Genomic DNA, 22185 nt, shown 5'->3' with positions numbered 1-22185 from the left:
ACACTATTTTGTAAATAATTTGTCTGAACGCCCCTCATAGGGAGCTTCAATCATCAGAGGACGCAGAAAATCGATTGTCTTCTTAACGCCATCGGCCCGGCTCATGATGACATCTTCATGCTCATAATTGAAAACGTAATCATATCCTGTAAGGAAGAGCTCACTGATCAGTCTCTTCCAGTCTACATCACCCCAGCCTGGAATTCTGAAGCGAAAGGAACGATCCATGCGGCCCCAGCCATCCTGCATATACATATTCAGACCACCCTTTGCCATATTATGATGGACAAGCTCACAGTCCTTCGCATGCACCACAGCGATGCGCCCCCGCAATTCATCCACAAAGGTCTGAAGATTCACTCCAGAAAATAAAATGTTTGCGGGATCAAGATTAATCGCATACGCCGGGTGATGATCCACAATTTCAAGACATCTCAGGGCAGACTGCGTATCATAGATAATATTGTTGGGGTGGGGTTCAAACGCCACCTTAACGCCGTACTCCCTGTATTTGTCTAGAATAGGAGTATATTTTTCTACAAATTGCTCCTCTTCATATTTCCAGCCGTTTGGTTCCGGCCAATCGTTAATATGTCCGTAGTTTTCCATTCCAGAGAAGGCCACAACTGCAGGTACTTCCAATTCACTGGCAAGCTGAGCCGAACGGATCAAGCTCTCCGTACCAAAGCGAATCTTCTCCTCCTTGGTACCGGGGCATATGGAATCTGTCCCGGCGCTGTAAGGACCCATGACCAGCAAGGAATCTGCATGGTTGCTCAGAGCAGAAATAAATAATCCATGATCCTCAACCATTTTTTTCAGCTTCTTCGCATTGCCGTGCTTCAACAGATCCATTGCATCAATTTGTCCATTGCCCTCATAGGCCGGCAGTTCAACACAGTCATATCCATGATCCGCCGCAAGTTTTACAACCTCTTCTACCGGCTTTTCAGAATAGTTTACTACGCAAAACCCTATTTTCATCGTTTACTCTCCAATCATGAAATAATTGATCAAGCTGTTCAATCGTAATCATCTCGGAAAAGGATCGGGCAGAACTCCTCATTCTCCCAATTTGCAGCTTTGGGTCAATGACGGCATCCTTTCCTCCGGAATCTTCCTTCTTTCTATTTGCGTTTTAAATATACCACTGGCTTTTTCTTTCGTCAACGATTTGTTTTTGTATTTTTTTGTTTTCATAATTACTTTTTGTTTTATTTTGTTTATAATTTTTGTTTATTTTTGTTTGTTCGTAATTTTTTCTTTTATTTCTATTGTTTTTACGGTATAATTTAAAGAGATCGAAACGCAATAAACCAAAAAGGATAAGGGATATATGTTTAAAGTAGAAAGAAAACGAAAAATTAAAGAAATTATTTTTAACCGTAAGCAAGTTGACGTCGCCACCCTTAGCAAGCTTCTTAACGTTACAGAAGCCACAATAAGGAATGATTTCGACGAATTAGAAGAAGAAGGATTCATCACCCGGTTTCACGGCGGGGCGTCCCTGAATTCTGCCATTGCTCAGGAAGAAGATGTCAATTCAGCCCTTACTGGAAATAACATTCAATATGACAAAGCCAAGGAAGCGCTCGGCATCTTCGCTTCAAGCTTAATCTCCAATGAAGAATGGATCTTTTTAGGCCCCGGCTCCACATCCTACTATATTGCCAAAGCCTTAGTGTCCCGGAATGACATGAAGATCTTTACAAATAATCTTCTTGTTTCTAATGTATTGAGCAACAATTCCACGATCCAGATTCATTTTCTTGGTGGAAGACTTGATAATAAAGGGCTGTACACGATACCGAACGACATTCAAAAAGATCTGAATAATATCTATATCAGCAAATGCTTTTTCTCGGTGGACGGTGCCGATATCGATGCGGGCTATACGCTTTCGGATACCAATGTTTTAGAGATCATCAAAGCGGTCTCCGCCAGATGCCAGCAGCCTTTCTTTGCGATAGACGACGCAAAATTCGGCTATCGGGCATTTATGAAGGTGGGAGATTTGGACGCTGTGCCCAACATCATAATCAACGACAACGTGCCCGATTTTTATAAGCAATATTATCTGGAGCATGGTATCTGTGTTTACACTGCTTAGATCCTTATCTTGAATTCATTTCAACCGAATTACATCCCATCAAACAAGCATCGGTGATTCCATGACCGATGCTTACTATGAGACCTAAAGCACTGCAGTGGAGGAGCTTCGCATGAAAAATTTCATCGCTTACGACTTGGGAACAGGAGGCGTCAAAGCCTCTCTTTTTAATGAAAATGGAGAATCCTTATCGGATGTATTCCTTTCATACGATACAATTTATCCCGTGGAAAAATTCATGGAGCAACGGCCTATGGACTGGTGGGTGAATGTTTGCAAGGCAACGAAACTCCTGCTGGCGAAGACTGGTTTCAACCCGGAAACCATCGCTTGTGCGGCGCTGTCCGGCCACAGCCTTGTTGCTGTGCCTCTGGATGCTGAGGGACGGTTGCTTGCGGATCAAGTTCCGATCTGGAGTGATATGAGAGCCGAAGATCAGGTTAGCCGCTTCTTCGATTCGCTATCCTACGAAAGCTGGTATGCAACAACGGGAAACGGCGATCCTGCAGAATGTTATACGATTCTAAAATTGATGTGGATGAAAGAACATCAGCCCGAACGGTTTAGCAAGGTACAGAAAATTCTGGGGTCCAAAGATTTTATAAACTATCAATTTACTGGAACGATGTGCACGGATCCCTCCTATGCCTCTGGATTTGGCGTATTCAATCTGGAAAAATGGGATTACGAGGATCGTTTCTTCAAAGCTGCTGAAATTGACCGCAGAATATTTCCCGAGATCAGGCCTTCGGACTCCATTATCGGATATGTTACCAAGAAAGCCTCAGAGGAATCAGGCCTCCTTGCAGGTACTCCGGTTGCCTGCGGCGCAGTAGACAACACCTGTATGGCATTGGGGGCTACCGGTTTATCTGAGGGGTCTGCCTATACGTCCCTTGGTTCCTCTAGTTGGATTGCCCTAACCTCACAGAAGCCGATCATCGATATGAAAACCAGGCCTTTTGTTTTCGCTCACGTAAAAAAGGGTTTCTATACATCTGCTGTTTCTATCTTCTCTGCAGGGAATTCCAATCGCTGGGTCAGGGATCAGCTCTGCCGGGATTTAAGCAGTGATACGGATGCTTATGAGATCATGAACAAAATGGCCGAATCAGTCCCGATCGGGAGCAACGGCATTCTGTTCAATCCAAGCCTTGCCGGGGGCAGCCCCCAGGAGCCCAGCCCTTATCTCTCCGGAAGCTTCGCAGGTCTTACCTTGCGCAATACCAGGGAAGATATGGTCAGAGCCGCAATGGAAGGAGTCGCTATGGCCCTGCGAAAGACGCTGGATATTCTTTCGAGAAGCGTAACTGTAAGCGGCAATATGTTGATTTGCGGCGGCGGCAGCAAGAGCCCTGTGTGGCTAAGAATGTTCGCAGATATCTATAACCTTCCGATCCTGAAGACCAACATCGACCAGAATGCTGCATCTTTAGGCGCAGCTGCCCTTGCAGCGAATGCTTGTGGTGCTTGGAACGGTTATGATCGAATACTGGATATTCACAGACCGCAAAGTCTGCTCGATCCTGATAAGGAAGCAACCGAAAAGTACGAAAAACTTCTGGAGATCTTTGGAGCTTGGACGGAAGATCTCGCCAAGCTGGGGAAAATGATGAACCACTATCAATAATGATAGTGGTCTCTTTCCTCAGCTTCTAATAATGAATTTATCAAAGCATTTCTAAATTCTTCTTTTGACAGACTATGTACGTATTCCACAATCCGGTCGTAGCTTTCTTGCTCGCGTTCCTCTTCTTCTCTCTCATATTCTTCGATTTCAGCCATATATTCAGCTGCTTCCTTTGGAAATACTGTAAAAAATAGAGCGATCTTGTGTTTACATACAATTCGTTTCCCTTCGGCATGCGGACAATTGCATGTTGATTTTTTAGGATGCTCGGTGTCAATTATCACATGGTACACTTGTTTCTCGCTACCCGCAACCTCTCCATCAAATTCATGTTCACCTGTTTGTTTCCAGGAGAGAACCCTTTTTCCTTCATAGTATTCATAACCTCTCCATGCAGAGGCATTACTCGCAATCGATAAAATGCTCATATCTGTTTCTCCCCTCTTTAAAGATACCAGTTAATTACACTGCCCAGTATATATTAACATTCAGTTATATTACCGTCAATTTAAATGAAAGGGCGGGAAATCCATAAAGGTTTCCCGCCCTTTCACAATGCTTTGCACTACTTTGTTTATGACATTGCGAAACCAAAGACCACATATCCGACAAAGGATATTGCGGTAACAATTCCGATGTATGGCAACTGTGCGACTGCATAATCTACGTTATTAATTTTACAAGCGGAAGCTGACAGAAGTGTTACATCTGAGTAGAAACAAGCCTGTGCACCGAAGCATGCAGCTGAAATAATCGCACCCAGTGTGAGAGGGATGCTTGCGCCGGTGGAAGCAGCCAGCGGCAAAATGATAGGCGTACATACTGCTGGTATGCTCCAGATATTGCCGGTTGCAAAACATACAATACCGATGAGTATGAATGCGATTGCCGGAAGCCATGCTGCACTCATATATGGACCCGCCACGTCAATCAGATAGTCGGGTAAGCCGATCAGATTGATTGATTCTCTATAGAATAATGAGGTAACCAGTACAACTGCGATAAACAACATGTCTTCCAAACCCTTATAACAAGCGTCACAGAATTTACCAAGACTCATAATTCTGGTTGGAACAAACAGGACGAAGCAAGTGAAGATTCCACAGCTTACGCCGTAAAGGATATCGGAAAGCCATACGGTTACGATAACAACGACCGCCATTGGTACGAGGAATGCCCAAAGATGCGGCGTTATTTCCTTTTCTTCCTTTGCATTATCAGAGATAGCGCCCATTACTTCACCGAGTTCATCACCCTGATTCTGCATGTTGCTTGATGCCGGCCAAAGCTGCCCGGTTTCTGCAACCCTCTCATAAGCCTTCTTAATCCCACCCATCTTTGGCACGATTCCCAGGATTACCAGGAGTACAAATATTACGCAGAGGAATGGATAAAAAAAGTATGGCATGATATTGTAGTAGATACTCATCGCGCTGTCACCAACGACTGCTGCTTCTTTTTGCTGTTCAAAGATTCCTGAGAAGAACACGACCCATGCTGAAATCGGTATAATCAGACAAACGGGAGCAGAGGTGGTATTAATGATATAGCAAATCATTTCTCTCGGCGTCTTGTGTTCATCCGAAAGGGTAAGGACACAGTTTGCAGTAACCAGGATACTGAGGTAGTCGTCTATGAAGATGATTACTCCGCAGATCCAGGTCATAAGCAGTACTTGCTTTTCTGATTTGATATACTTTCTAGCCAAATCCCCGACTGCTACAGCTCCTTTTGACTGTCTGAGCAGCTGAACGAAGCATCCAAATAACAAACAAATAATTACGATATAGTTGTTGTCTGCATCGCTTGCTGCTGAAAGCAATGCATCCATCATTGGCATGAAGAACGCTGCCTTGTAGTAAAATATGTATCCGAGTATCCCAGATAGCATGATACTCAGAATACACTTCTTCGTTACCAGTGCAAATACTAAAAAGCCCAGCGCTGGTATTAAGGTGATAATTCCTAGATTAGTCCCTTCCATAGTGTTTCCTTTCTGGAGCAAGTCTGAACACGCATTGCGCAAATCGTGATCCCCCCAGCCCGGCGCAAGCAGTATTGACCCGCCTTAATCAATTCATAAAAAATATTATACTCTACCCAAAGTACCTCCTTGGCAAACCGTGCTCAGCCTTGTCAAAGGAGGATATCCACCTCTAAATTTATTTCATTTTGAAAATAAATCTTTATTTCTGTCAGCCGCTCATCTGTCGGTTGCTCAAATTCCTCCTGCATACCACCCACATTTCTTTTCTTGCCCATTCCAAGACTGTGGTAGGGGAGCAGATTCACTCGTTTGATTCCCAGCTCTCTGTAAAATTCACCTGTACGCCGAATGATCTCGTCGCTGTCATTGACACCCTTGATGAGCGGCATTCTCAGGATCAGCTTGTCCACAGTTCTTACATCTGCTGCGAGCATTTTCAGATTGTCCAGAATCAACTCATTGCCGACTCCCGTATACGCGCTGTGAACTTCATCGTCAATTGACTTCATATCAAAAAGAATGTCGGTGACGGTTTCCTTGAGTGCCATTTCCATGAGCGCCTGTGAGTCTCCGAAGCCGCATGTGTCCAGACACACGCGGATGCCTTGTTTGCCCGCTTCATCGATGAGCTTGCTCACAAATTCTGCGTGCATGAGGATTTCGCCTCCGCTGACGGTAATGCCCCCTTCCGTGTTGTCATAAAAGCCCTTATCCTGTTCTGCTATGTTCAGGATTTCCTCTATGGTCATTGGCCTGGCTACAGGTCTTAATGCCTGAGCGTAGCACTCGTCTGCACATGCAAGACACACATCACATTTGGCTCTGTCAATGACAACGCCCTCTTCAGGAGTCATCGTCACTGCACCCTGGGGGCATATCCTAACGCAGCATCCGCATCCGATGCAGTTACTTGGTGACTGAATCAGCTGCTGCTGCGGGTCAATCAGCTCCGGATTGTGGCACCACTTACAATTCATAGGACAACCCTTCAGGAAGATTGTTGTTCTGATGCCGGGTCCATCCTCTACAGAGAATTTCTGAAGGCTTCCTACCAGAATACGTTCCGCTTTATGATTCATTGAAAACCATCCTCTCTGTTATATGAGTGTACTGACTGGCTGAAATCTTGGTGAATGGTTCATCATTCTCCCCGGGATCAACCAGGCAGTACCTTAATTCTGTGATAAGTGCGCAGTTCTGTAGATAATGATATCTTGTGCTTTCTTATCAAGCTCTGTAAAGTACGCCATATAGCCTGCTACACGAACCATGAGACCCTTGTAGTTCTCGGGAGTTTCCTGCGCCTTTTTCAAGGTTTCATTATCTACTACGTTGATCTGGATATGTTCGCCGCCATCTTCAAAGAAGGTTTTGATCACACCTTTAATGATATTGAGGCCCTTTTCTCCCTGAACTCCCTTTGGATCAAAACGCAGGTTGAACAGGGCGCCTTCATGCAATACTTCCTGATCCATGGCAGCGACTGACTTAACGGTAGCGGTTGGTCCGTTTCTGTCTCTTCCCATCATTGGGGACGCACTGTCGCAAAATGGTTCGCCTGCAAACCTTCCATCTGGAAGCGCTCCTGTAACGAGACCATGCGAGAGGTTTAACGTCTGTGTATCGATTCCGAAAGCGTAACCACCGCCTCTGGCATCTTTCCAGCTTTGAACCGTATTGGCAACATGGTGAATCATCTCCTTGTAGATGTTGTCCACGTGCTCAAGGTTGTTGCCGTATTTTTCAGGCTTATTCAGCAGAAGCTGACGCAGCCGTTCCTGTCCTTCAAAGTTTGTATCACAAGCCTTGATCAGTTCATCCATGGTCAGGTCCTTGTCTTCAAATACACACTTCTCTATTGCCGCGATGGAATCTGCCATATTTGCTGCGCCTGAAATGTACATACCCGCTGTTGAGTATTGCGCGCCGCCGTGCTGTACGGACTTGCCGCTTTCCACACAGCCTCTGGTTACCATCGATGCAAAGATGACCGGATATCGGTTCATGTGAATGCTCTGCATCAGGTTGTAGCTGACTCTGATGATATCGTAATGATGAATGATCTGCTTCTTGAGCGCAGCCTTAAATTCTTCTATGTTCTTAAATTCTCTTGGGTTTCCGGTTTCAAGTCCCATGAGCTTGCCTGTCGCTGGATCAACACCGTTGTGCAGAACGAATTCAACCATCTTGCCCATGTTCACGTAACCGGCATCAGGCGAACCGTCTGTTCCGCCGCCGCCGGGACCCGGCTGAATACACCCGACGATGGTCCAGTCTCTTGCTTCTTCTATGGTGCAATCGGCTTTGCCAAGACACATCTTGATGGCTGCGGTATCGTTAAAGAATCCGGGGTTTGCCTGGCCTTCCTGTATCATCCTGCATCCGAACTTAATCAGTTCTTCTGGAGTTTCTTCCCAAACTCTGACTGCCATGGTAGGCTGTGTTACCTGAAGATCGTCTGCTGCTTCCAGACATAGGAAGGACAAGTCGTTGGTTGCATCCTTGCCGTCTCTGGTCTGTCCGCCAACAACCAAGATTTGCCACATGGGATACCCTGCGAAGGACGTGGCGTACCAGTTGTTTCTTACCTCATATACCTCACATGCCTTGAGGTAGAAGCACTCCAGCATTTCCAGCGCCGCTTCCCTTGAGATGTTCTTCTCGTCAAGTACATCCTTTTTGTAAAATGGCCACACGTACTGGTCAAATCTCCCGAATCCGCATGCGGTCGTACAAACTTCTATGTGGAAATAAACATGTACGAACCAGATGGACTGAAGTGCCTGCTGGAAATTCTGCGGCGGATTCTCAGGAACCATTCTGCAGTTTTCTGCGATCTCCAGAAGCTCCTGCTTTCTCTTCACATCGGTACATTCTGAAGCCATTCGTTCTGCTTCAGCTGCCATTCTGTGTGCGTATGTGATCAGTCCTTCACACTGAATGATGCATGCCTTCCAAAAATCCACCCTGGCCTGCTCCTCCATGGTCTGAGGAAACAAGTTGTCGATGTTTTTCTGGCACTCTTCCAGGTACCCTCTGATTCCTACTGTCAGAATCTTTTCGTGATCACATAACGTTTCCCCCGATACACCATTTTCGAGACCGACGCAGATAATATCGTCCTGCTCAAGCTCCAGCGTATGTGCCGGAAGCACGGTCTGTGAAAGGTCTTCCATAGACTTCCCTTCCCAGTATTTCAGTGTTTCTAGAATCGTTTCCTTATCTTCTGGGGAAATATAATAGGGATCATTACTTCTTGTTGAGATTTCGTCGATGTCGCTGATATACCACGCGCTCGACTGGAATTCAGGGTGCAGGTTTGCACCTCGATAAGCATTTGTCACGGTTCCTACAATCAGTTCATCATCCATGATGAGGGTTGTCATGTTCTCCATGATATAGTTGACAACCTTTGCTCTGAAAATAGGAACTGCATCGCCGGCAAACTTCTGATATGCTTCCGTTGCCAGTACCAGCCTCTCTGCAGTGATGGATGGAATTGTATTGAAAAGCTTTTGTCGCATGCGCTTCACTCTCATTGTTAACATATTGTCCACCTTCCGTTTTTCTAATTTCAAACAATCGTACATGATGACCGTCCGGAAGACAACAATTGGCTTGCTCACTTTTCTAATTGAGTTGTTACGGAGCAGAAAAAGATAATAAATTTAGTGAAAATTGAAAAAAATCGCTTTTCCCCGTTTTCAAATCTGGTATATAATGTACGAATAGAATTTTGTACAAGACTCATTTAAGGAAGTGCTCATTCACGAAAGGTACGCAGGCAGCTGAAAAAATTGACCAGCGTTTTTATAAGGAGGTGTTCCCCGTTTTACTGGAGAAAACAACATATCTGGATGATTTTCCAATCAATATCAGAATTGCAAAAGTTACAGAATATCCGATTCATTATCATCTGGATGTTGACTTTATCTATGTTTTGAAGGGTGAAATCTACCTGAAAAACGTATGCCATCATTATCATTTGAAAGAAGGGGATGTGTTTACGAACAGCGGTCATGAAATTCACGGTTTAACCGCGACAGATGAAGAGAATGTTGTGGCAATCATACAGGTGAGCAACCGCTTTTTCACGCAATATTTTCCGTCTTTGATGAAGGCATGTTTCATGACCTATATCAATAATGATACCCCTGGCAAGCTAGATATCCTCCAAAAAATGCTGCTTCATATCCTACTGGATTATTCAAAACGAAGCTTCAATTACAAAAGCAACTGTATTGATCAAATGATTGAAGTCATAAAATACCTGAACCAGCACTACAACTTGTTTGCATTTGATGATCAGGTTGTTGTGAATTTTAAAAATGACAATCCTGTCATCGTCGAGCGAATCAGCCGGATCATAAACTATGTCTACGCCAATCACGCCAGCAAGATCACGCTGGAAGAGCTGGCAGAAAGAGAACACTTAAGTACCTATTACATCTCTCATCTGATTCGTGATTACATCGGAATAAACTTTCAGGAGTTCCTCTGCTTTGCCAGAGTTGAAATGTCAGAAATCCTCCTGCTGGAGACTGACCGCAAAATCAGTGTCATCGCAAGGGATGTGGGCTTTTCAACCACCGCATATTATGATAAATTTTTCAGCAAATGGTTTGGCCATTCGCCGCTGGAACACCGTGAGCTTTATATGCCGCACATTCTGAGTGACGCAAGGCCTGCACGGTATGAGCTGCTTTCTGACAATCAGGCGCTCAGCCTCATCAGACAATGTCTGTCGGCTGTAAGTGATCAGGAAAAAAGCGCATCCGTCGTAAACCGATTTCATCACAACGTTGATGTGAATCCAAAGATGCCGCCGGTCATGAAAGTCCATCCCGTTCTTGAAGTCGTCATCACACCAGAGGATTACGAGATCATGGGGGAAGGGCTTTTCCATCTGCTCCATGACCTTGCCGCTGCGCGGGTGATTCTTACTTTCAGACAGGGAGACAGCGAAACCACAACAACACTCATTGAAGAAAGGCTTACCTTCAACGGATACGAAGTGTCTGCAGTATGCGACAACGGCTTGTACTTCGGAACTTCTGCCGGAAATGACTCAATTGCCGCAGCCATACAGATATTCCGGACATATTTTACTGCAAAGGAAAACATCCTGCACTGCAGGTTGCGGGATCAGGGCGAAGCCTCCAGGGTATTAAAAGGAGCACCTTCCTGCATCACTTCCGATCTTGTACCCAAGCCTTCTTTTTACGCATACCGTCTGCTTAAGAATATGAAAGGAGAACTTCTTTGCTGGGGCAAATATTATTACGTAATAAAAAATGACGTGTACGAAAAGGCTTCGTACACGCTTGTTGTGCTCCATTATAACGATGACATACAACATCTTCCCCTGCGTAGTGCCGGCGTCTACGAAACAAATGATATCATCAATTCCTTTAAGGATGAGCTTCACATTGACTTCCGGATTCCCGTTCCTTCCGGTCAATATATCATCGCAGAATATGCATTGTCAAATGCCAATTCTATCTTTGCGCATATGTCTCAGCTGGGGTTTCCTAAGTCTTCCCCTCTGCCGGAAGCCTGGTTTCACATGCTGAACACAGAACCTCAGGCACAAGTGAGTGTAGAAAGTGTTGAAGATGAACTGAATGTCAGTTCCACAATAAAGGGCGCAGGGATTCATATTATTGTGGTTGAAAAAGTCGGTGGGAACGCTTAGCCCTCGTTGATTCCCGCCAATGCTTAATTTCTGCGCTGTCAATATTCACGCACCTTTTTACCTGACTAGAAGTTCGAACATCCTTGTTCTAAAGGTTTCATGATGAATCGATTTACAAACGATTGAATTTGGTTCGTGATTGACAAACCCCTCCGAAACTGCCAGCGCACTACCATCATTGTAATAGTTTTATTTGGCATGGGTAATATTATGGCGGCATTCTTCTGTTTCAAAAAAAGAAGCAATCGTCCATTGCTTTTCTCTGCTTTCATGGGCGGTATATTCTTTATTAGCATATTTTTTCAAGTAATAATCTTAGAAGAATGGTATCTGGCAACTTTGGAATTTCTAACTCTTAGTATCATTCAGATTTCTCTGAGTGTCTCCTCCCCAATTTCCGGAAAAGAAATCTCAATAAAATGATTAAGAATTTTTAATGCTGACTTTATCATTTTTTATATCGTATCAGTTAAACTTGAACATAGAATCAAAGCTCCTCATTATAGTATTTGACAATTCAGTGTTTCACCATACCACATAGTACTGAAATCACCAATTCCATTGGTGCCAATATGGTGATATGTTATAATTAACTGGACAGAAGGGCAGGTGATTATAATAGAAACACTGCAAATTCAAAATGAGCTGTTGAAGTTGTACGAGGAAGAATATGATAAATTGTATAGCATTGTGTTTAGAATGACCGGAAATCATCATGATGCCGAGGATGCCATGCAGAATGCTTTTCTTAAGGCAATTAAGCATTTTCAGCAGTTTAGAGGTGAGGCAAAACTCTCCACTTGGCTATATCGTATCCTGGTCAATGAAGGTAATAAAAATTATAAACAGATAAGAAAGCTTCCAGTTGTAGCTATTACGCAAGAACTTGGTGTGAATGAAGAGGATTTCTTCTCTGGATTAGAATCGCCCGATGAGCCAATCGATAATAGGTTGATGGTCGATGAAATGAGAGAAAAATGTTTAACGGCATTTATGCGTTGCTTGCCTAAACAACAGCGAGCTGTATTTGTTCTGAGAACATTTTTGAATCTGACGCTTTCGGAAATTGCGGAGGTATTGGTGATAACGGAGAACAATGCCAAAGTGACACTATATAGAGCGAGAAAGAATATACAAGAGCTCCACCATGATCGATGTAGTTTGGTAGATCCTTCAAAGCCTTGTAAATGCTATTTATGGATTAAATTTATGAAGGATCGAAATCTGCCGATGCCAAAGGGGTATACTGATTATAAGGATCCCGAAATGGTGGATGAATATAAGCAACTCATTCGAGGAGTGCTTGATGTCTATGCGATGTACAAGGTAGGAAGAAAAATACCTAAAGTGATTTTTATAAAAAAATTAAGGGAAAAAGTTTTGTAACCTAACGTCCTTTTTTTTATCTAAGATAGAGAAAGGTAATTTAAAGGAGGTAATGTTATGGAACTTAAAATCATTGCACCGTGCGGAATTGATTGTTTCAATTGTGAGATGTACGAGAAAAATGTAACAGAGGAATTTCAGACGCGCATTGCGGGAATGTTTAACGTATCAAATGAGCGTATTACCTGTAAAGGTTGTGCGGACGGCAATCAGTGTCTATTGCTTGATTTGCAGGATCAGAAGTGTAAAACATTGGAATGCGTGAACGAAAAAGGAGTTGGATACTGCTTTGAATGTGATGATTTTCCGTGTGAAAATCTCATGCCGATAGCAGATCGGGCTTCTACCCATCCACATAATATTAAACTTTATAACCTCTGCATGATGAAAAAACTTGGCATTGAAGGGTGGCTGGAAATTTCAGATGACATTCGTCACACATACTTCAATCAAAATATGAGGATTGGAAAAGGCGGAAGCAAATAACAATTGAGCCTGCCTTCCTCTTATCCTCTTCAGCAGGTGGGACAAGAAGTTTTAAGAATTCAGCAATTGAGCAATATTTTCTCCTAACACTGCATCGGCTATGGAAAAGGGCAGGCTGCCGCGCCTGCCCCACATTCCTTTATTTTTGATACAAAACTGTTCCTTGCTCTATTCCATTTCATCCACGGCAGTCTTACCGGCGATTCTTCCGAAGGTAAAGATATCAGCTAGCGCATTGCCGCCAAGGCGGTTTCCTGCATGGATTCCTCCGGCAACTTCGCCGGCAGCATAAAGATGTTTAATGGGCTGGCCATATTCGGATAATACTCGGGCTTTCGTATCGATTTTAAGTCCGCCCATGGTATGATGAACCGCTGGCTTTCTGGGAGTCGCATAAAACGGCGCTTTCTCCACCTTCAAGCTGAAGGTATCCTTATGAAATTCAGGATCAAATCCCGCATCTACATAAGAATTATATTTGTCAACGGTATCCTTAAGAATGGCAGGATCCATACCCACTTTCACGGCCAGCTCTTCGATGGTATCGGCTCTGAATAAGGTACCGGCTTCTACTTGTCTGTCTAACTTTTCCTGACTTGTATTGGCTGCTGTTTTCTTAATCTCATCATCGGCAATCAGATAGAATAAGCCTCCCTGATCAATGGCGGCCTTTGTTAAAACATCACGTCCGGAGAATTCATTGACAAAGCGCTTTCCTTCTCGATTGACAATTACGAAGTTTTCCGGCGGTACCTGAATTCCACTGAACAGCTCTCCAGTCTCAGGATCGGATACAGGCATCATCTGAGTAAAGCCCATTCCAGTCAGTGCTGCTCCTACGGTTTTACCAAGCAGGATTCCATCACCAGTCATGGCAAAGGAATTGGTGGTTCTGATCGCATCATCAATATGGCTCCAGTAGGTATTGTATTCTTTTAACATTTTTGTATTTGCACCAAAGCCGCCGCTTGCAAGCACAACTGCCTTTGCGTGTACTGTAATCTTTTGGCCATTGACACCGGTTGCCATTACGCCCTTGATTTCACCGTTCTCCAGGATAAATTCCTTTACCGGGCTGTCAGTGATAATCTTGCCAGAGTGCTCCTGTACATATTTTGCAAGAGCAAGGATAAATGCAGTACCATAGCTTTTCACAGGCTTATGACCGCGGCGCCAGAGTGCACCAACCGGGGCAAATACGACGCTCTTGTCATACTCAACGCCGATCTCTTCCAGCCAATTTACACTTTCTAAGGCTCTGTCCGTCAAGATTTTTACCAGGTCGTACTGTCCGTAGATAGAGTTGCCATTTAGGTCCGTTCGTTTCCCGCCAAAATAGGTCTGCATTCTGTGCAGGAGCGGTGAGTCAAATAAATAGCCCTTTTGCGCGCCAAACTTTTTCTGGTAGGCAGCAAATTCTTCTTTCAGCGCTCGGAAATCTTCCAGATATTCGATATGAATTTTACTCTCATCTGTCTCTATTAATGACTCAATGGTGTGTCTTTCTCCTGGATTCTCATCAAACTGGCTCTGCCACTGGGGATCTGCCGCATTGACAGGACCGCCGGAGCGTATGGTATTTCCGCCCACTGCCGGATATTTTTCAAGAACAATCACACTGGAACCATTCTGCAGTGCGGTGGCCGCTGCACTCAGTCCGGCACCTCCTCCGCCTACAACGACGACATCACAGGTATATTCTTCGTCTACCCTGATTCTGCTGCTGGCAGGTCTTGGTCTTCTCTTAAGGATATCAGGATTGACCCCTGCAAGTTTCACGGCTTTGGCAACACCGTCGATGACTCCATTACTGGTTTCTGATGCTCCGGAAAGGGTATCCACATTCAGCGTCTGTCCCTCAATAATTTTATCTGGGATTCTCACAAAGACCACATCGGCGATGCCTTCTGTTTCACCCTCGGTATCGATATTGATCCTTTCAATTCGTTTTTCACTAAAGGATACCTTCATTGGGAGATTTCCGCTGTGGCCAATTGCCTTTACCTCATATTCACCCGGCTGGAAGGAAAACTCCTCTTCCTCGTTCAGCTGATTTGCAATTTTTGCAAAACGCAGAAACCGAAGGAAGCAGATATCCAGAAAATCTACGGTTCCTTCATTGTTTAGATTACCGTCATCATCAAACGCCTTATCAGCATTTCCCAGTAAGAATTCATAGCCTGGCATTACACTGGCATCCACACCCGGCGCATCCAGGATTTGACGAAGATGCAGCTGTGCACGAGAGGAACCCTGTGAGCCAAGAGAAGCCCCAACGATCATAACCGGTTTGCCGGTAAACGGATGAAGATCAAAGCTTAACCATTCAATCAAGCTTTTCAGTCCGGATGGGATGGAATGATTATATTCAGGAGTAGCCATAATAACACCATCGCAGGCAGTAATCTTCTCATCAAACATTTGGATTACTTCGCTGAAGGACTGATTATCGGATTGATTAAACATAGGAACATCTGTAATCTCAAGGATTTCGATCTCTGCCTTGGATTCAAAGTGTTTTTTCATGAACTGAAGGAGCTTACGATTATATGATTTTTTTGCATTTGTTCCGACAATTGCGATAAATTTCATTGTTATTTCCCCCCTACTCCTGCCAAGTGAATTTTTTAACTTTTTGATTCAGCACTTTCTCTTTCAGCAGTTTTGATGTAATCTGTGTAAACAGAACAAACTCTCTGAAAATTTCATCAAGCTCTGATACCTTATGCGGATCAATGAGATTACCCGAGCTATCAAATGCACTCTGTGATTTTCCCAAAAGGAACTCATTGCTTGGCATTATTCTAGCAGCCAGTTCAGGGGAATCAAGGATTTGTCTAAGATGTGCCTGGGCTCTGGAAGAACCAAGGGTACCATGAGATGCTCCCACGATTAATACAGGCTTATCCGTAAGTGCCTGACTCGTATAACTAATCCATTCAAGGGCACTCTTTAGCACTGCTGGGATCGCGTGATCATACTCCGGGGTTGCGATGATTACCCCATCAGCTTTCAATATTTTATCAGATAGCTCCGCTACCTTTTCAGGGACAACAGAATCTTCAGGCTCCATAAAGGCAGGTAGATCCTTAATTTCTTGGACTTCAATCTCTGCCTCATCTGAAAAGTGCTTTTCCATAAATTGAAGCAGGATACGATTGGTTGACACATCTGAATTCGTGCCTACGATCGCTAGATATTTCATAGTAATCCCCTTTCTGTTCATTAGGGAAGCACTGATTCATTCCGTGCACATCTAATCGGTTAACCATCTGCGCACCCTCCATTCAATCATCACTTCCTTAAGCGTTTACATCAATAATATCTTTGCTATTAATTTAACATATTGTGTTCTGATTATCTAATTAGTAATTCATTGAAGTTTAATAACAAATTTGTTATAATCGAACCAACCGTCAATAGTGAAGTATTTCAAAGGAAGGAATGAAATGTCAAAAATCGGCTCTCAGGACATTCTTTATTATATTGATGCAATTCTAAAATACAGCAATTATAACAAGGCTGCGAAATCACTTTATATTTCTCAGCCTTATTTGACTCAGGTCATTAAAAGGGTTGAAAGTGAGTTAAACTGCGAGCTGATCACCCGTGATAAGCTTCCTTACCGGTTGACCGAGCAAGGAAAGATTTATTATCAGTATTTGACTTCCTTAGAGAATAACTATGCTAAACTGCTTAGCGATATCTCTGATGTATCCGATAGCGATCGAACGGTCATAAAGATAGGAGTGCTTCCGAGCCTTGGGACCTACCTTTTGCCACTTTTTATACCAGAGTTTCTGGACATGCACCCAAACTGCAGAATCGAGCTTGCAGAGATTTTACCGGATAAAAGTGAGAGACTCACTCAGAATAATGAATTGGATTTTTGGCTTGGACAGAATTCAAGAAATATATCACCGAACTTAAACTCGGTTAGCTGGGGGAGACACAGGTACTGGGCTGTGATTCCGCGATGCTGTGATCTCTATCAGAAAGATGTCGCCAGAATTCCGGAAGGAAGCATCGACATCAGTAAACTCTTGTCACAAAGGCTGATCCTGACTTCCAAGGGTTCTGCTATAAGAAAACAGATCGATCATCTGCTGAATGTTTACAAGGTGAAACCCAATATCATCATGGAAAGTACGGATATCAATACTGCACTTAGGCTGGTTACGGGTAATTTGGGGCTTACGATTATCCCCGAAAGTGTCTCTGTTAAGGAATGCCCCTCTGATTACAATTTATATCCGATCCCCATCGATGAGCTGAGCTTAGATTATTTTATCGCGTATCACAGCGAAAGAACTCTGACCAAAATTGATCAGGACCTGATCGATGCTTTCTTATCTCATGGGCAGAACCAATCCGATATGGGAGACTGAAATGAACGAGTACACGAAGATCCTCCATCTTATGGGAACAAAAATCTCCCTCTATATCAAGGGAGAACGCGCTGCTGCTATGGCAAAACTGGCTGAGGAGATGCTCATTCATTACAACAAAATTTTTAGTGCCAACAGTGACCACTCACAGCTCGCTATGCTAAAAAGGAATGCCGCATTCGCTCCGCAAAAGGTGGACGATGAGCTTTATGATCTGATAAAAATAGGGAAACAGCATAGTTTACGGGAAGGCTCTTATTTAAATATTGCAATCGGCCCATTGATCAAGTTATGGAGCATCGGGTTTAAAGAAGCGAAGGTGCCGGATCAAGAAGCAATCGAGAACGTATTGGAGCTTTTAAAGCCTGAAAAGATACAACTGGATGACGATCACAAAACCGTCTATTTTTTAGAAAAAGGTATGGAGCTAGACCTTGGCGCCATAGCCAAGGGGTATTTTGCTGATAAAGTGATGGCCTTATTTAAGGAACAGGGAGCTGTTTCCGCTATGGTTGATATGGGAGGAAATGTTTTGGTTTTTGGAGAACCGCCCACGCAAGGCAGTGACTGGAAGGTGGGGATACAAAATCCGTTTTTACCGAGAGGAAATGCGGCAGCCCTTGTCAAAATAAGAAACCAATCCGTTGTAACCTCAGGAATCTATGAGAGAGTGCTTGAAAAGGAAAGCCGTAATTACCACCATATCTTTAGCAGCAAAACTGGCTATCCAATCGAAAATAACATCGCTTCTTTAACGGTTATTGCTGACAGCTCGCTGGACTGCGATATCTATACAACAGAACTGTTCGGATTAGATGCGGTCTCAATCATTCGCAGAGTGAACCGGATGAAAGATCTCGATGCGATTGTGATCACTGTGGATGGAGCACTAGCCTGCACAGATAATCTGAAAGGAAGACTTGTCCTTCTTCCTCCGGACGATACACCTGCAACACCAGCCAGCGTCTAAAGACGCTGGCTTTCATTTTTTTCTGCCCGAAATCCATCAAGATAGTTTTTCTCAGACATCATTTGACGAAACCTAAAAGTCTTCTGAAGGAGCTGATTGTGGCATAAGCCAAACGAGCCCGAGGCAAACGAGGACAATTGCTGCTACAATCAGAATACTGGTCTTCATGGCTCCAACATCACCCACAGTATTAAGGAGGTTAAAGAAAATCGTCGTTACGACCGCAGAACCAATTGCCGCTGCTAATTGCTGTACAGCGCTTAAGGAACCGCTTGCGCTGCCTGCCTCGTCATGCTCAATGTCCCCGAGAGCCACGTCGTAAATGCTGCTGAAACAAGTACCCATACCTGCGCCGATAACGAATATAGCAGGAGCTGTCAGCAACGCGGTAGCTCCCATACCTGTAAGGAAGACAGTGAGCCAAAGGCCGAGCGCCCCAATAAGTGTTGCCGAGAGTCCAATGACAATCAGTGTACGTCCCAGCTTGGTTAGAAGCGGCCGGCAGACCATTGAGGCGATTACGATGCCGATTGCCATTGGACAGAGACCCAGAGCCGCTTCATACGGCGTGAGATGAAGAACCAGTTGAAAAAACAAGGAAATGACATAAGCCAAGCCATTTACTGCTGCGAAAAACCCGAGACCCACTAATAGTCCAGACGTAAATCCTTTATTTTTGAAGAGAGAAGGTTTAATAAGCGGATTGTCAGCGTACCGCTGGCGAAGCGCAAAGGCTGCAAGCATTACAGCACCTACTATGAAGCTGGCAATCGGCAAGATCGTCCAACCTTCCGTCGAACCCTCATTCAAGCCAAAAATCAGGCCAAGCATAGAAACTCCCAAAAGAGCAGTTCCGATCCCATCCAGTTTTTCATCGGAGTTAGGCTGATCATGAGGCAATAACTTAACTGCAGCAATAAAGCCAGCTAAACCAAGAACGATGTTGATCAGGAACATAGGGCGCCAGTCTAGCCCGCCAATATTCGCCTGAATAATAAATCCGGCTAATATCGGGCCAATTACAGACGAAATACTCATAACCGGTCCAAACGCGCTAACCGCACGGGGAAACTGTTCACGAGAAAATGTGGCCATTAAGATGCTCATGCCTTGCGGTATCAATAGAGCACCGAAGCCCCCCTGTATCAGCCTTCCCGCTATAAGCATTGACGGACTAACAGATAAACCGCAAAGCGCCGAAGCCAGCGTAAACCCTGTTATGCCGATTAGAAACATTCGCCGTTTGCCATAACGGTCACCCAAGCGTCCGCCGATGACAAGCAGCACACCCATTGCTAAAGCGTAGCTTGCTCCGAGCCATTTGATCAAAGACTCGCCTCCACCGATGTTTTGAACTATAGAAGGTGCCGCTATATTGGTGATGTTCGCGTCCATCAGATCGAGAACATCTGCGATAATTACGACCGCCAGTATCCATCGCAGCCGAAATGTCAGCCGAGATGGATCAGCTTGTTTTTTCATAGAATTTGAATTACTCATGCTATCATCCTCCTGTAATTAGAATTCTAATAGTTAGAATTCTATCTAATTTGGCAAAAAAATATTGTCATACTTATAATGAGCAATGACTACTCGATTTTTAAGTTATGAAAAGAAACCCTAAGCAGGCGTAGAAAGGTCTCTTTTTCGTCCTCTGACATCCCTTCCACAAGCAACTGCTCTAATTCCAGAAAAGAGCTTTCAACAGCCTGGATCACCGCTCTCCCTTTTTCGGTAATATCTACCTGTTTGGTCCTGCCATCCTCGTTTCCTGTGCTGCGTGAAATAAACCCTTTGCGCTCTAGCCCCTGCAATAGGCTGGTAATGGATGAGCCTCGCAAGTTCATCGTACGTTCTAAGTCTTTTTGAACAATTTCTTTGTCTCGCTTCAGTTGGTTATCTAAATCACCCAACAAACGTGCCTGCTGATTTGTGATGTCATAAGGGAGCAGTCTATTGTCCAGCATTTGCTTCATAGCATGTACAATAGCTCTTAAATAAAATTCATAATTTTTGTTATTCATTTGTGTATCCATACAAACCACCAGCTTCTGTGTACACATATTTGTGAAAAGGACGGGAATTTAATTAGAATTCTATGTAATTATATCTCCTGCCTCATCTTTTGTCAACAAAAGATCTTGAATCAAATTTCTATCCCCTTATTAATCCCCTTTTTTGTAATTCCTTTTGTATTTCCTTCTGATCTATGGTACACCCGGTTTCACCAATTTCTATGGCCGGTTTTATTTTACCATGGAAGTCACTGCCACAGGTCACAAGTAGATTGTACTCCCTGCCTTTGTTAAGAAAATACTTGGCAGCTTCATCATCATGATAATTGCTGAATGCTTCTACACCTTGCAGACCAGACGCGATCAGTTCGTCAAACAGTTCAAATTTTCCTTTTAGATTATTGCCTGGATGAGCAAGTACTGCAACACCGCCACTCTCATCGATCAGTTTGACCACCTCTTCCAGCGAAGGATAAAGGATCTCTGTATAGCATGCCTTTCCTTGGGTATAAAAGTCCCAGTAAAAATTCACATAAGGATTATCACTTCGGCTGCCGCCAGCCCGATATGGCTGCAACAACTTGTGTTCTTGATATCGTGGATCATTGAATAGGATTTCTGCAAACAGTTCTCCGGTATAGACCCCTTCCTTGCTCAACTCATCCAGCTGCTCTTGTTTCACATCAAAGCCAAGCCTGTTCGTTAACTCCAACTTCATTGCAGCACATGCTCTTTCTTGACGAAGAATGTTTTCTTCCAGATCACCAAATTCCTTATTTTTATCATCGATTCCATAACCAAGAACATGCAGATCGATCCCTCGATACGTGCAGTCTATCTCAATTGCATTGATATAATGAATGTGATATTTTTCAGCTTCTTTTTTCGCTTCCTCCACTGCCCTGATACTGTTATGATCAGAAATTGCCATAATCGTAATTCCTTGCTCACTAGATCTCCTGACTAACTCCGCAGGTGAGAATTCTCCATCATCACTGTAATAACTGTGCATGTGTAAATCAATGAACTTGTCTGCCATGATTCATCATCCTTTCTGCCATCGAATATCTACGAGGCAGCCCACAATTCGTATACTGATATTGCATTATTCGATATAAGTAGTCCACTTTCCGCATTTATTACAGAGGTATATCGCAAAGTCCAAAATATCATCCGCTTCATCTAAATCGAAAGTAACCATTTCCTGGTCTTCCAGCAAGCCTATATTCCTTTGCCAGATACTAAAATTTTCCGCTCCGCAATTTGGGCACTCAGAATCACACTTTCCGACGTGCTCAAAGTCATCAACAGCGATTCCATTGTCCTTTAAAAGCTTTACTACTGCTTCTTCGTAGCCAGTTTCTGCACAGCCCATGATCAAATCTTTCAATCTCAAAAATTCACTCATAAGAGATATCCCTCTCATTCCTCTAAACTCGTGATAATACCATGTTTGATTGCTTTATTATACATCTCTCGAAAAGTCGCCTTTGCACCTTCTGCAAATCCAATCGGCAT

General features: G+C 43.8%; 18 protein-coding genes. 7 read left to right on the top strand and 11 right to left on the bottom strand.

What is annotated here, in order from left to right:
* Nucleotides 1-3 precede the first annotated feature (3 nt).
* A complete protein-coding gene (locus FRZ06_21555) occupies nucleotides 4-984 on the bottom strand; it encodes a sugar phosphate isomerase/epimerase (protein ID QOX65750.1) in 981 nt (326 codons plus the stop codon).
* A gap of 352 nt (nucleotides 985-1336) precedes the next feature.
* Between FRZ06_21555 and FRZ06_21550 the strand changes: the two genes are divergently transcribed.
* The gene (locus FRZ06_21550; GenBank protein QOX65749.1) at nucleotides 1337-2110 is read left to right on the top strand and encodes a DeoR/GlpR transcriptional regulator; all 774 of its coding nucleotides are present in this window, start codon (nucleotides 1337-1339) and stop codon (nucleotides 2108-2110) included.
* 112 nt (nucleotides 2111-2222) lie between these two features.
* The gene (locus FRZ06_21545; GenBank protein ID QOX65748.1) at nucleotides 2223-3740 is read left to right on the top strand and encodes a pentose kinase; all 1518 of its coding nucleotides are present in this window, start codon (nucleotides 2223-2225) and stop codon (nucleotides 3738-3740) included.
* Here FRZ06_21545 and FRZ06_21540 read toward each other — a convergent pair.
* The 4 genes from FRZ06_21540 to FRZ06_21525 form a co-directional block, all read right to left on the bottom strand.
* The gene (locus tag FRZ06_21540; GenBank protein ID QOX65747.1) at nucleotides 3734-4168 is read right to left on the bottom strand and encodes an SWIM zinc finger family protein; all 435 of its coding nucleotides are present in this window, start codon (nucleotides 4166-4168) and stop codon (nucleotides 3734-3736) included. The two genes, FRZ06_21545 and FRZ06_21540, sit on opposite strands and share 7 nt — an antisense overlap.
* Before the next feature lie 146 nt (nucleotides 4169-4314).
* Complete coding sequence (locus tag FRZ06_21535) at nucleotides 4315-5724, bottom strand: sodium:proton antiporter (GenBank protein QOX65746.1); 1410 nt, start codon at nucleotides 5722-5724, stop codon at nucleotides 4315-4317.
* A 152-nt stretch (nucleotides 5725-5876) separates the two neighbouring features.
* Nucleotides 5877-6806 (bottom strand): glycyl-radical enzyme activating protein, encoded by a 930-nt coding sequence (locus tag FRZ06_21530; GenBank protein QOX65745.1) that lies wholly within the window; start codon nucleotides 6804-6806, stop codon nucleotides 5877-5879.
* Between the two features lie 93 nt (nucleotides 6807-6899).
* Nucleotides 6900-9275, bottom strand: a complete 2376-nt coding sequence (locus FRZ06_21525) for a pyruvate formate-lyase (GenBank protein QOX65744.1) — start codon at nucleotides 9273-9275, stop codon at nucleotides 6900-6902.
* 188 nt (nucleotides 9276-9463) lie between these two features.
* Between FRZ06_21525 and FRZ06_21520 the strand changes: the two genes are divergently transcribed.
* The 3 genes from FRZ06_21520 (at nucleotide 9464) to FRZ06_21510 (ending at nucleotide 13294) form a co-directional block, all read left to right on the top strand.
* Nucleotides 9464-11422 (top strand): helix-turn-helix transcriptional regulator, encoded by a 1959-nt coding sequence (locus FRZ06_21520; GenBank protein QOX65743.1) that lies wholly within the window; start codon nucleotides 9464-9466, stop codon nucleotides 11420-11422.
* Nucleotides 11423-12007: 585 nt separating this feature from the next.
* The gene (locus FRZ06_21515; GenBank protein QOX65742.1) at nucleotides 12008-12808 is read left to right on the top strand and encodes an RNA polymerase sigma factor; all 801 of its coding nucleotides are present in this window, start codon (nucleotides 12008-12010) and stop codon (nucleotides 12806-12808) included.
* Nucleotides 12809-12865: 57 nt separating this feature from the next.
* The gene (locus FRZ06_21510; protein QOX65741.1) at nucleotides 12866-13294 is read left to right on the top strand and encodes a DUF3795 domain-containing protein; all 429 of its coding nucleotides are present in this window, start codon (nucleotides 12866-12868) and stop codon (nucleotides 13292-13294) included.
* Nucleotides 13295-13462: 168 nt separating this feature from the next.
* Here FRZ06_21510 and FRZ06_21505 read toward each other — a convergent pair whose 3' ends face one another.
* Together FRZ06_21505 and FRZ06_21500 are read right to left on the bottom strand one after the other, a co-directional pair.
* Nucleotides 13463-15886, bottom strand: coding sequence for a flavocytochrome c (locus FRZ06_21505; GenBank protein QOX65740.1), 2424 nt, complete (start codon nucleotides 15884-15886; stop codon nucleotides 13463-13465).
* A 13-nt stretch (nucleotides 15887-15899) separates the two neighbouring features.
* The gene (locus FRZ06_21500; protein QOX65739.1) at nucleotides 15900-16499 is read right to left on the bottom strand and encodes an NAD(P)H-dependent oxidoreductase; all 600 of its coding nucleotides are present in this window, start codon (nucleotides 16497-16499) and stop codon (nucleotides 15900-15902) included.
* A 244-nt stretch (nucleotides 16500-16743) separates the two neighbouring features.
* Between FRZ06_21500 and FRZ06_21495 the strand changes: the two genes are divergently transcribed.
* The gene (locus FRZ06_21495) at nucleotides 16744-17682 is read left to right on the top strand and encodes a LysR family transcriptional regulator (protein ID QOX65738.1); all 939 of its coding nucleotides are present in this window, start codon (nucleotides 16744-16746) and stop codon (nucleotides 17680-17682) included.
* A gap of 1 nt (nucleotide 17683) precedes the next feature.
* The gene (locus FRZ06_21490; GenBank protein ID QOX65737.1) at nucleotides 17684-18652 is read left to right on the top strand and encodes an FAD:protein FMN transferase; all 969 of its coding nucleotides are present in this window, start codon (nucleotides 17684-17686) and stop codon (nucleotides 18650-18652) included.
* Nucleotides 18653-18724: 72 nt separating this feature from the next.
* On the opposite strand, the gene FRZ06_21485 is transcribed toward FRZ06_21490, so the two are convergent.
* The 4 genes from FRZ06_21485 to FRZ06_21470 all read right to left on the bottom strand — a co-directional run bounded on the left by FRZ06_21485 (nucleotide 18725) and on the right by FRZ06_21470 (nucleotide 22075).
* Nucleotides 18725-20152: a DHA2 family efflux MFS transporter permease subunit gene (locus FRZ06_21485; protein QOX65736.1), complete on the bottom strand. Its 1428-nt coding sequence runs from the start codon at nucleotides 20150-20152 to the stop codon at nucleotides 18725-18727.
* A gap of 89 nt (nucleotides 20153-20241) precedes the next feature.
* A complete protein-coding gene (locus FRZ06_21480) occupies nucleotides 20242-20715 on the bottom strand; it encodes a MarR family transcriptional regulator (GenBank protein QOX65735.1) in 474 nt (157 codons plus the stop codon).
* Nucleotides 20716-20806: 91 nt separating this feature from the next.
* Entirely contained in the window at nucleotides 20807-21706 is a 900-nt protein-coding gene (locus FRZ06_21475; protein ID QOX65734.1) for a PHP domain-containing protein, read from the bottom strand.
* A gap of 66 nt (nucleotides 21707-21772) precedes the next feature.
* Nucleotides 21773-22075 (bottom strand): hypothetical protein, encoded by a 303-nt coding sequence (locus tag FRZ06_21470; GenBank protein ID QOX65733.1) that lies wholly within the window; start codon nucleotides 22073-22075, stop codon nucleotides 21773-21775.
* Between the last annotated feature and the right edge of the window lie 110 nt (nucleotides 22076-22185).

It is taken from the genome of Clostridiales bacterium (assembly GCA_015243575.1).
Lineage (GTDB): Bacteria > Bacillota > Clostridia > Peptostreptococcales > Anaerovoracaceae > Anoxybacterium > Anoxybacterium hadale.
The sequence above is the reverse complement of the archived record's forward strand: the minus strand, read 5'-3'. Positions and strand labels throughout refer to the sequence as shown.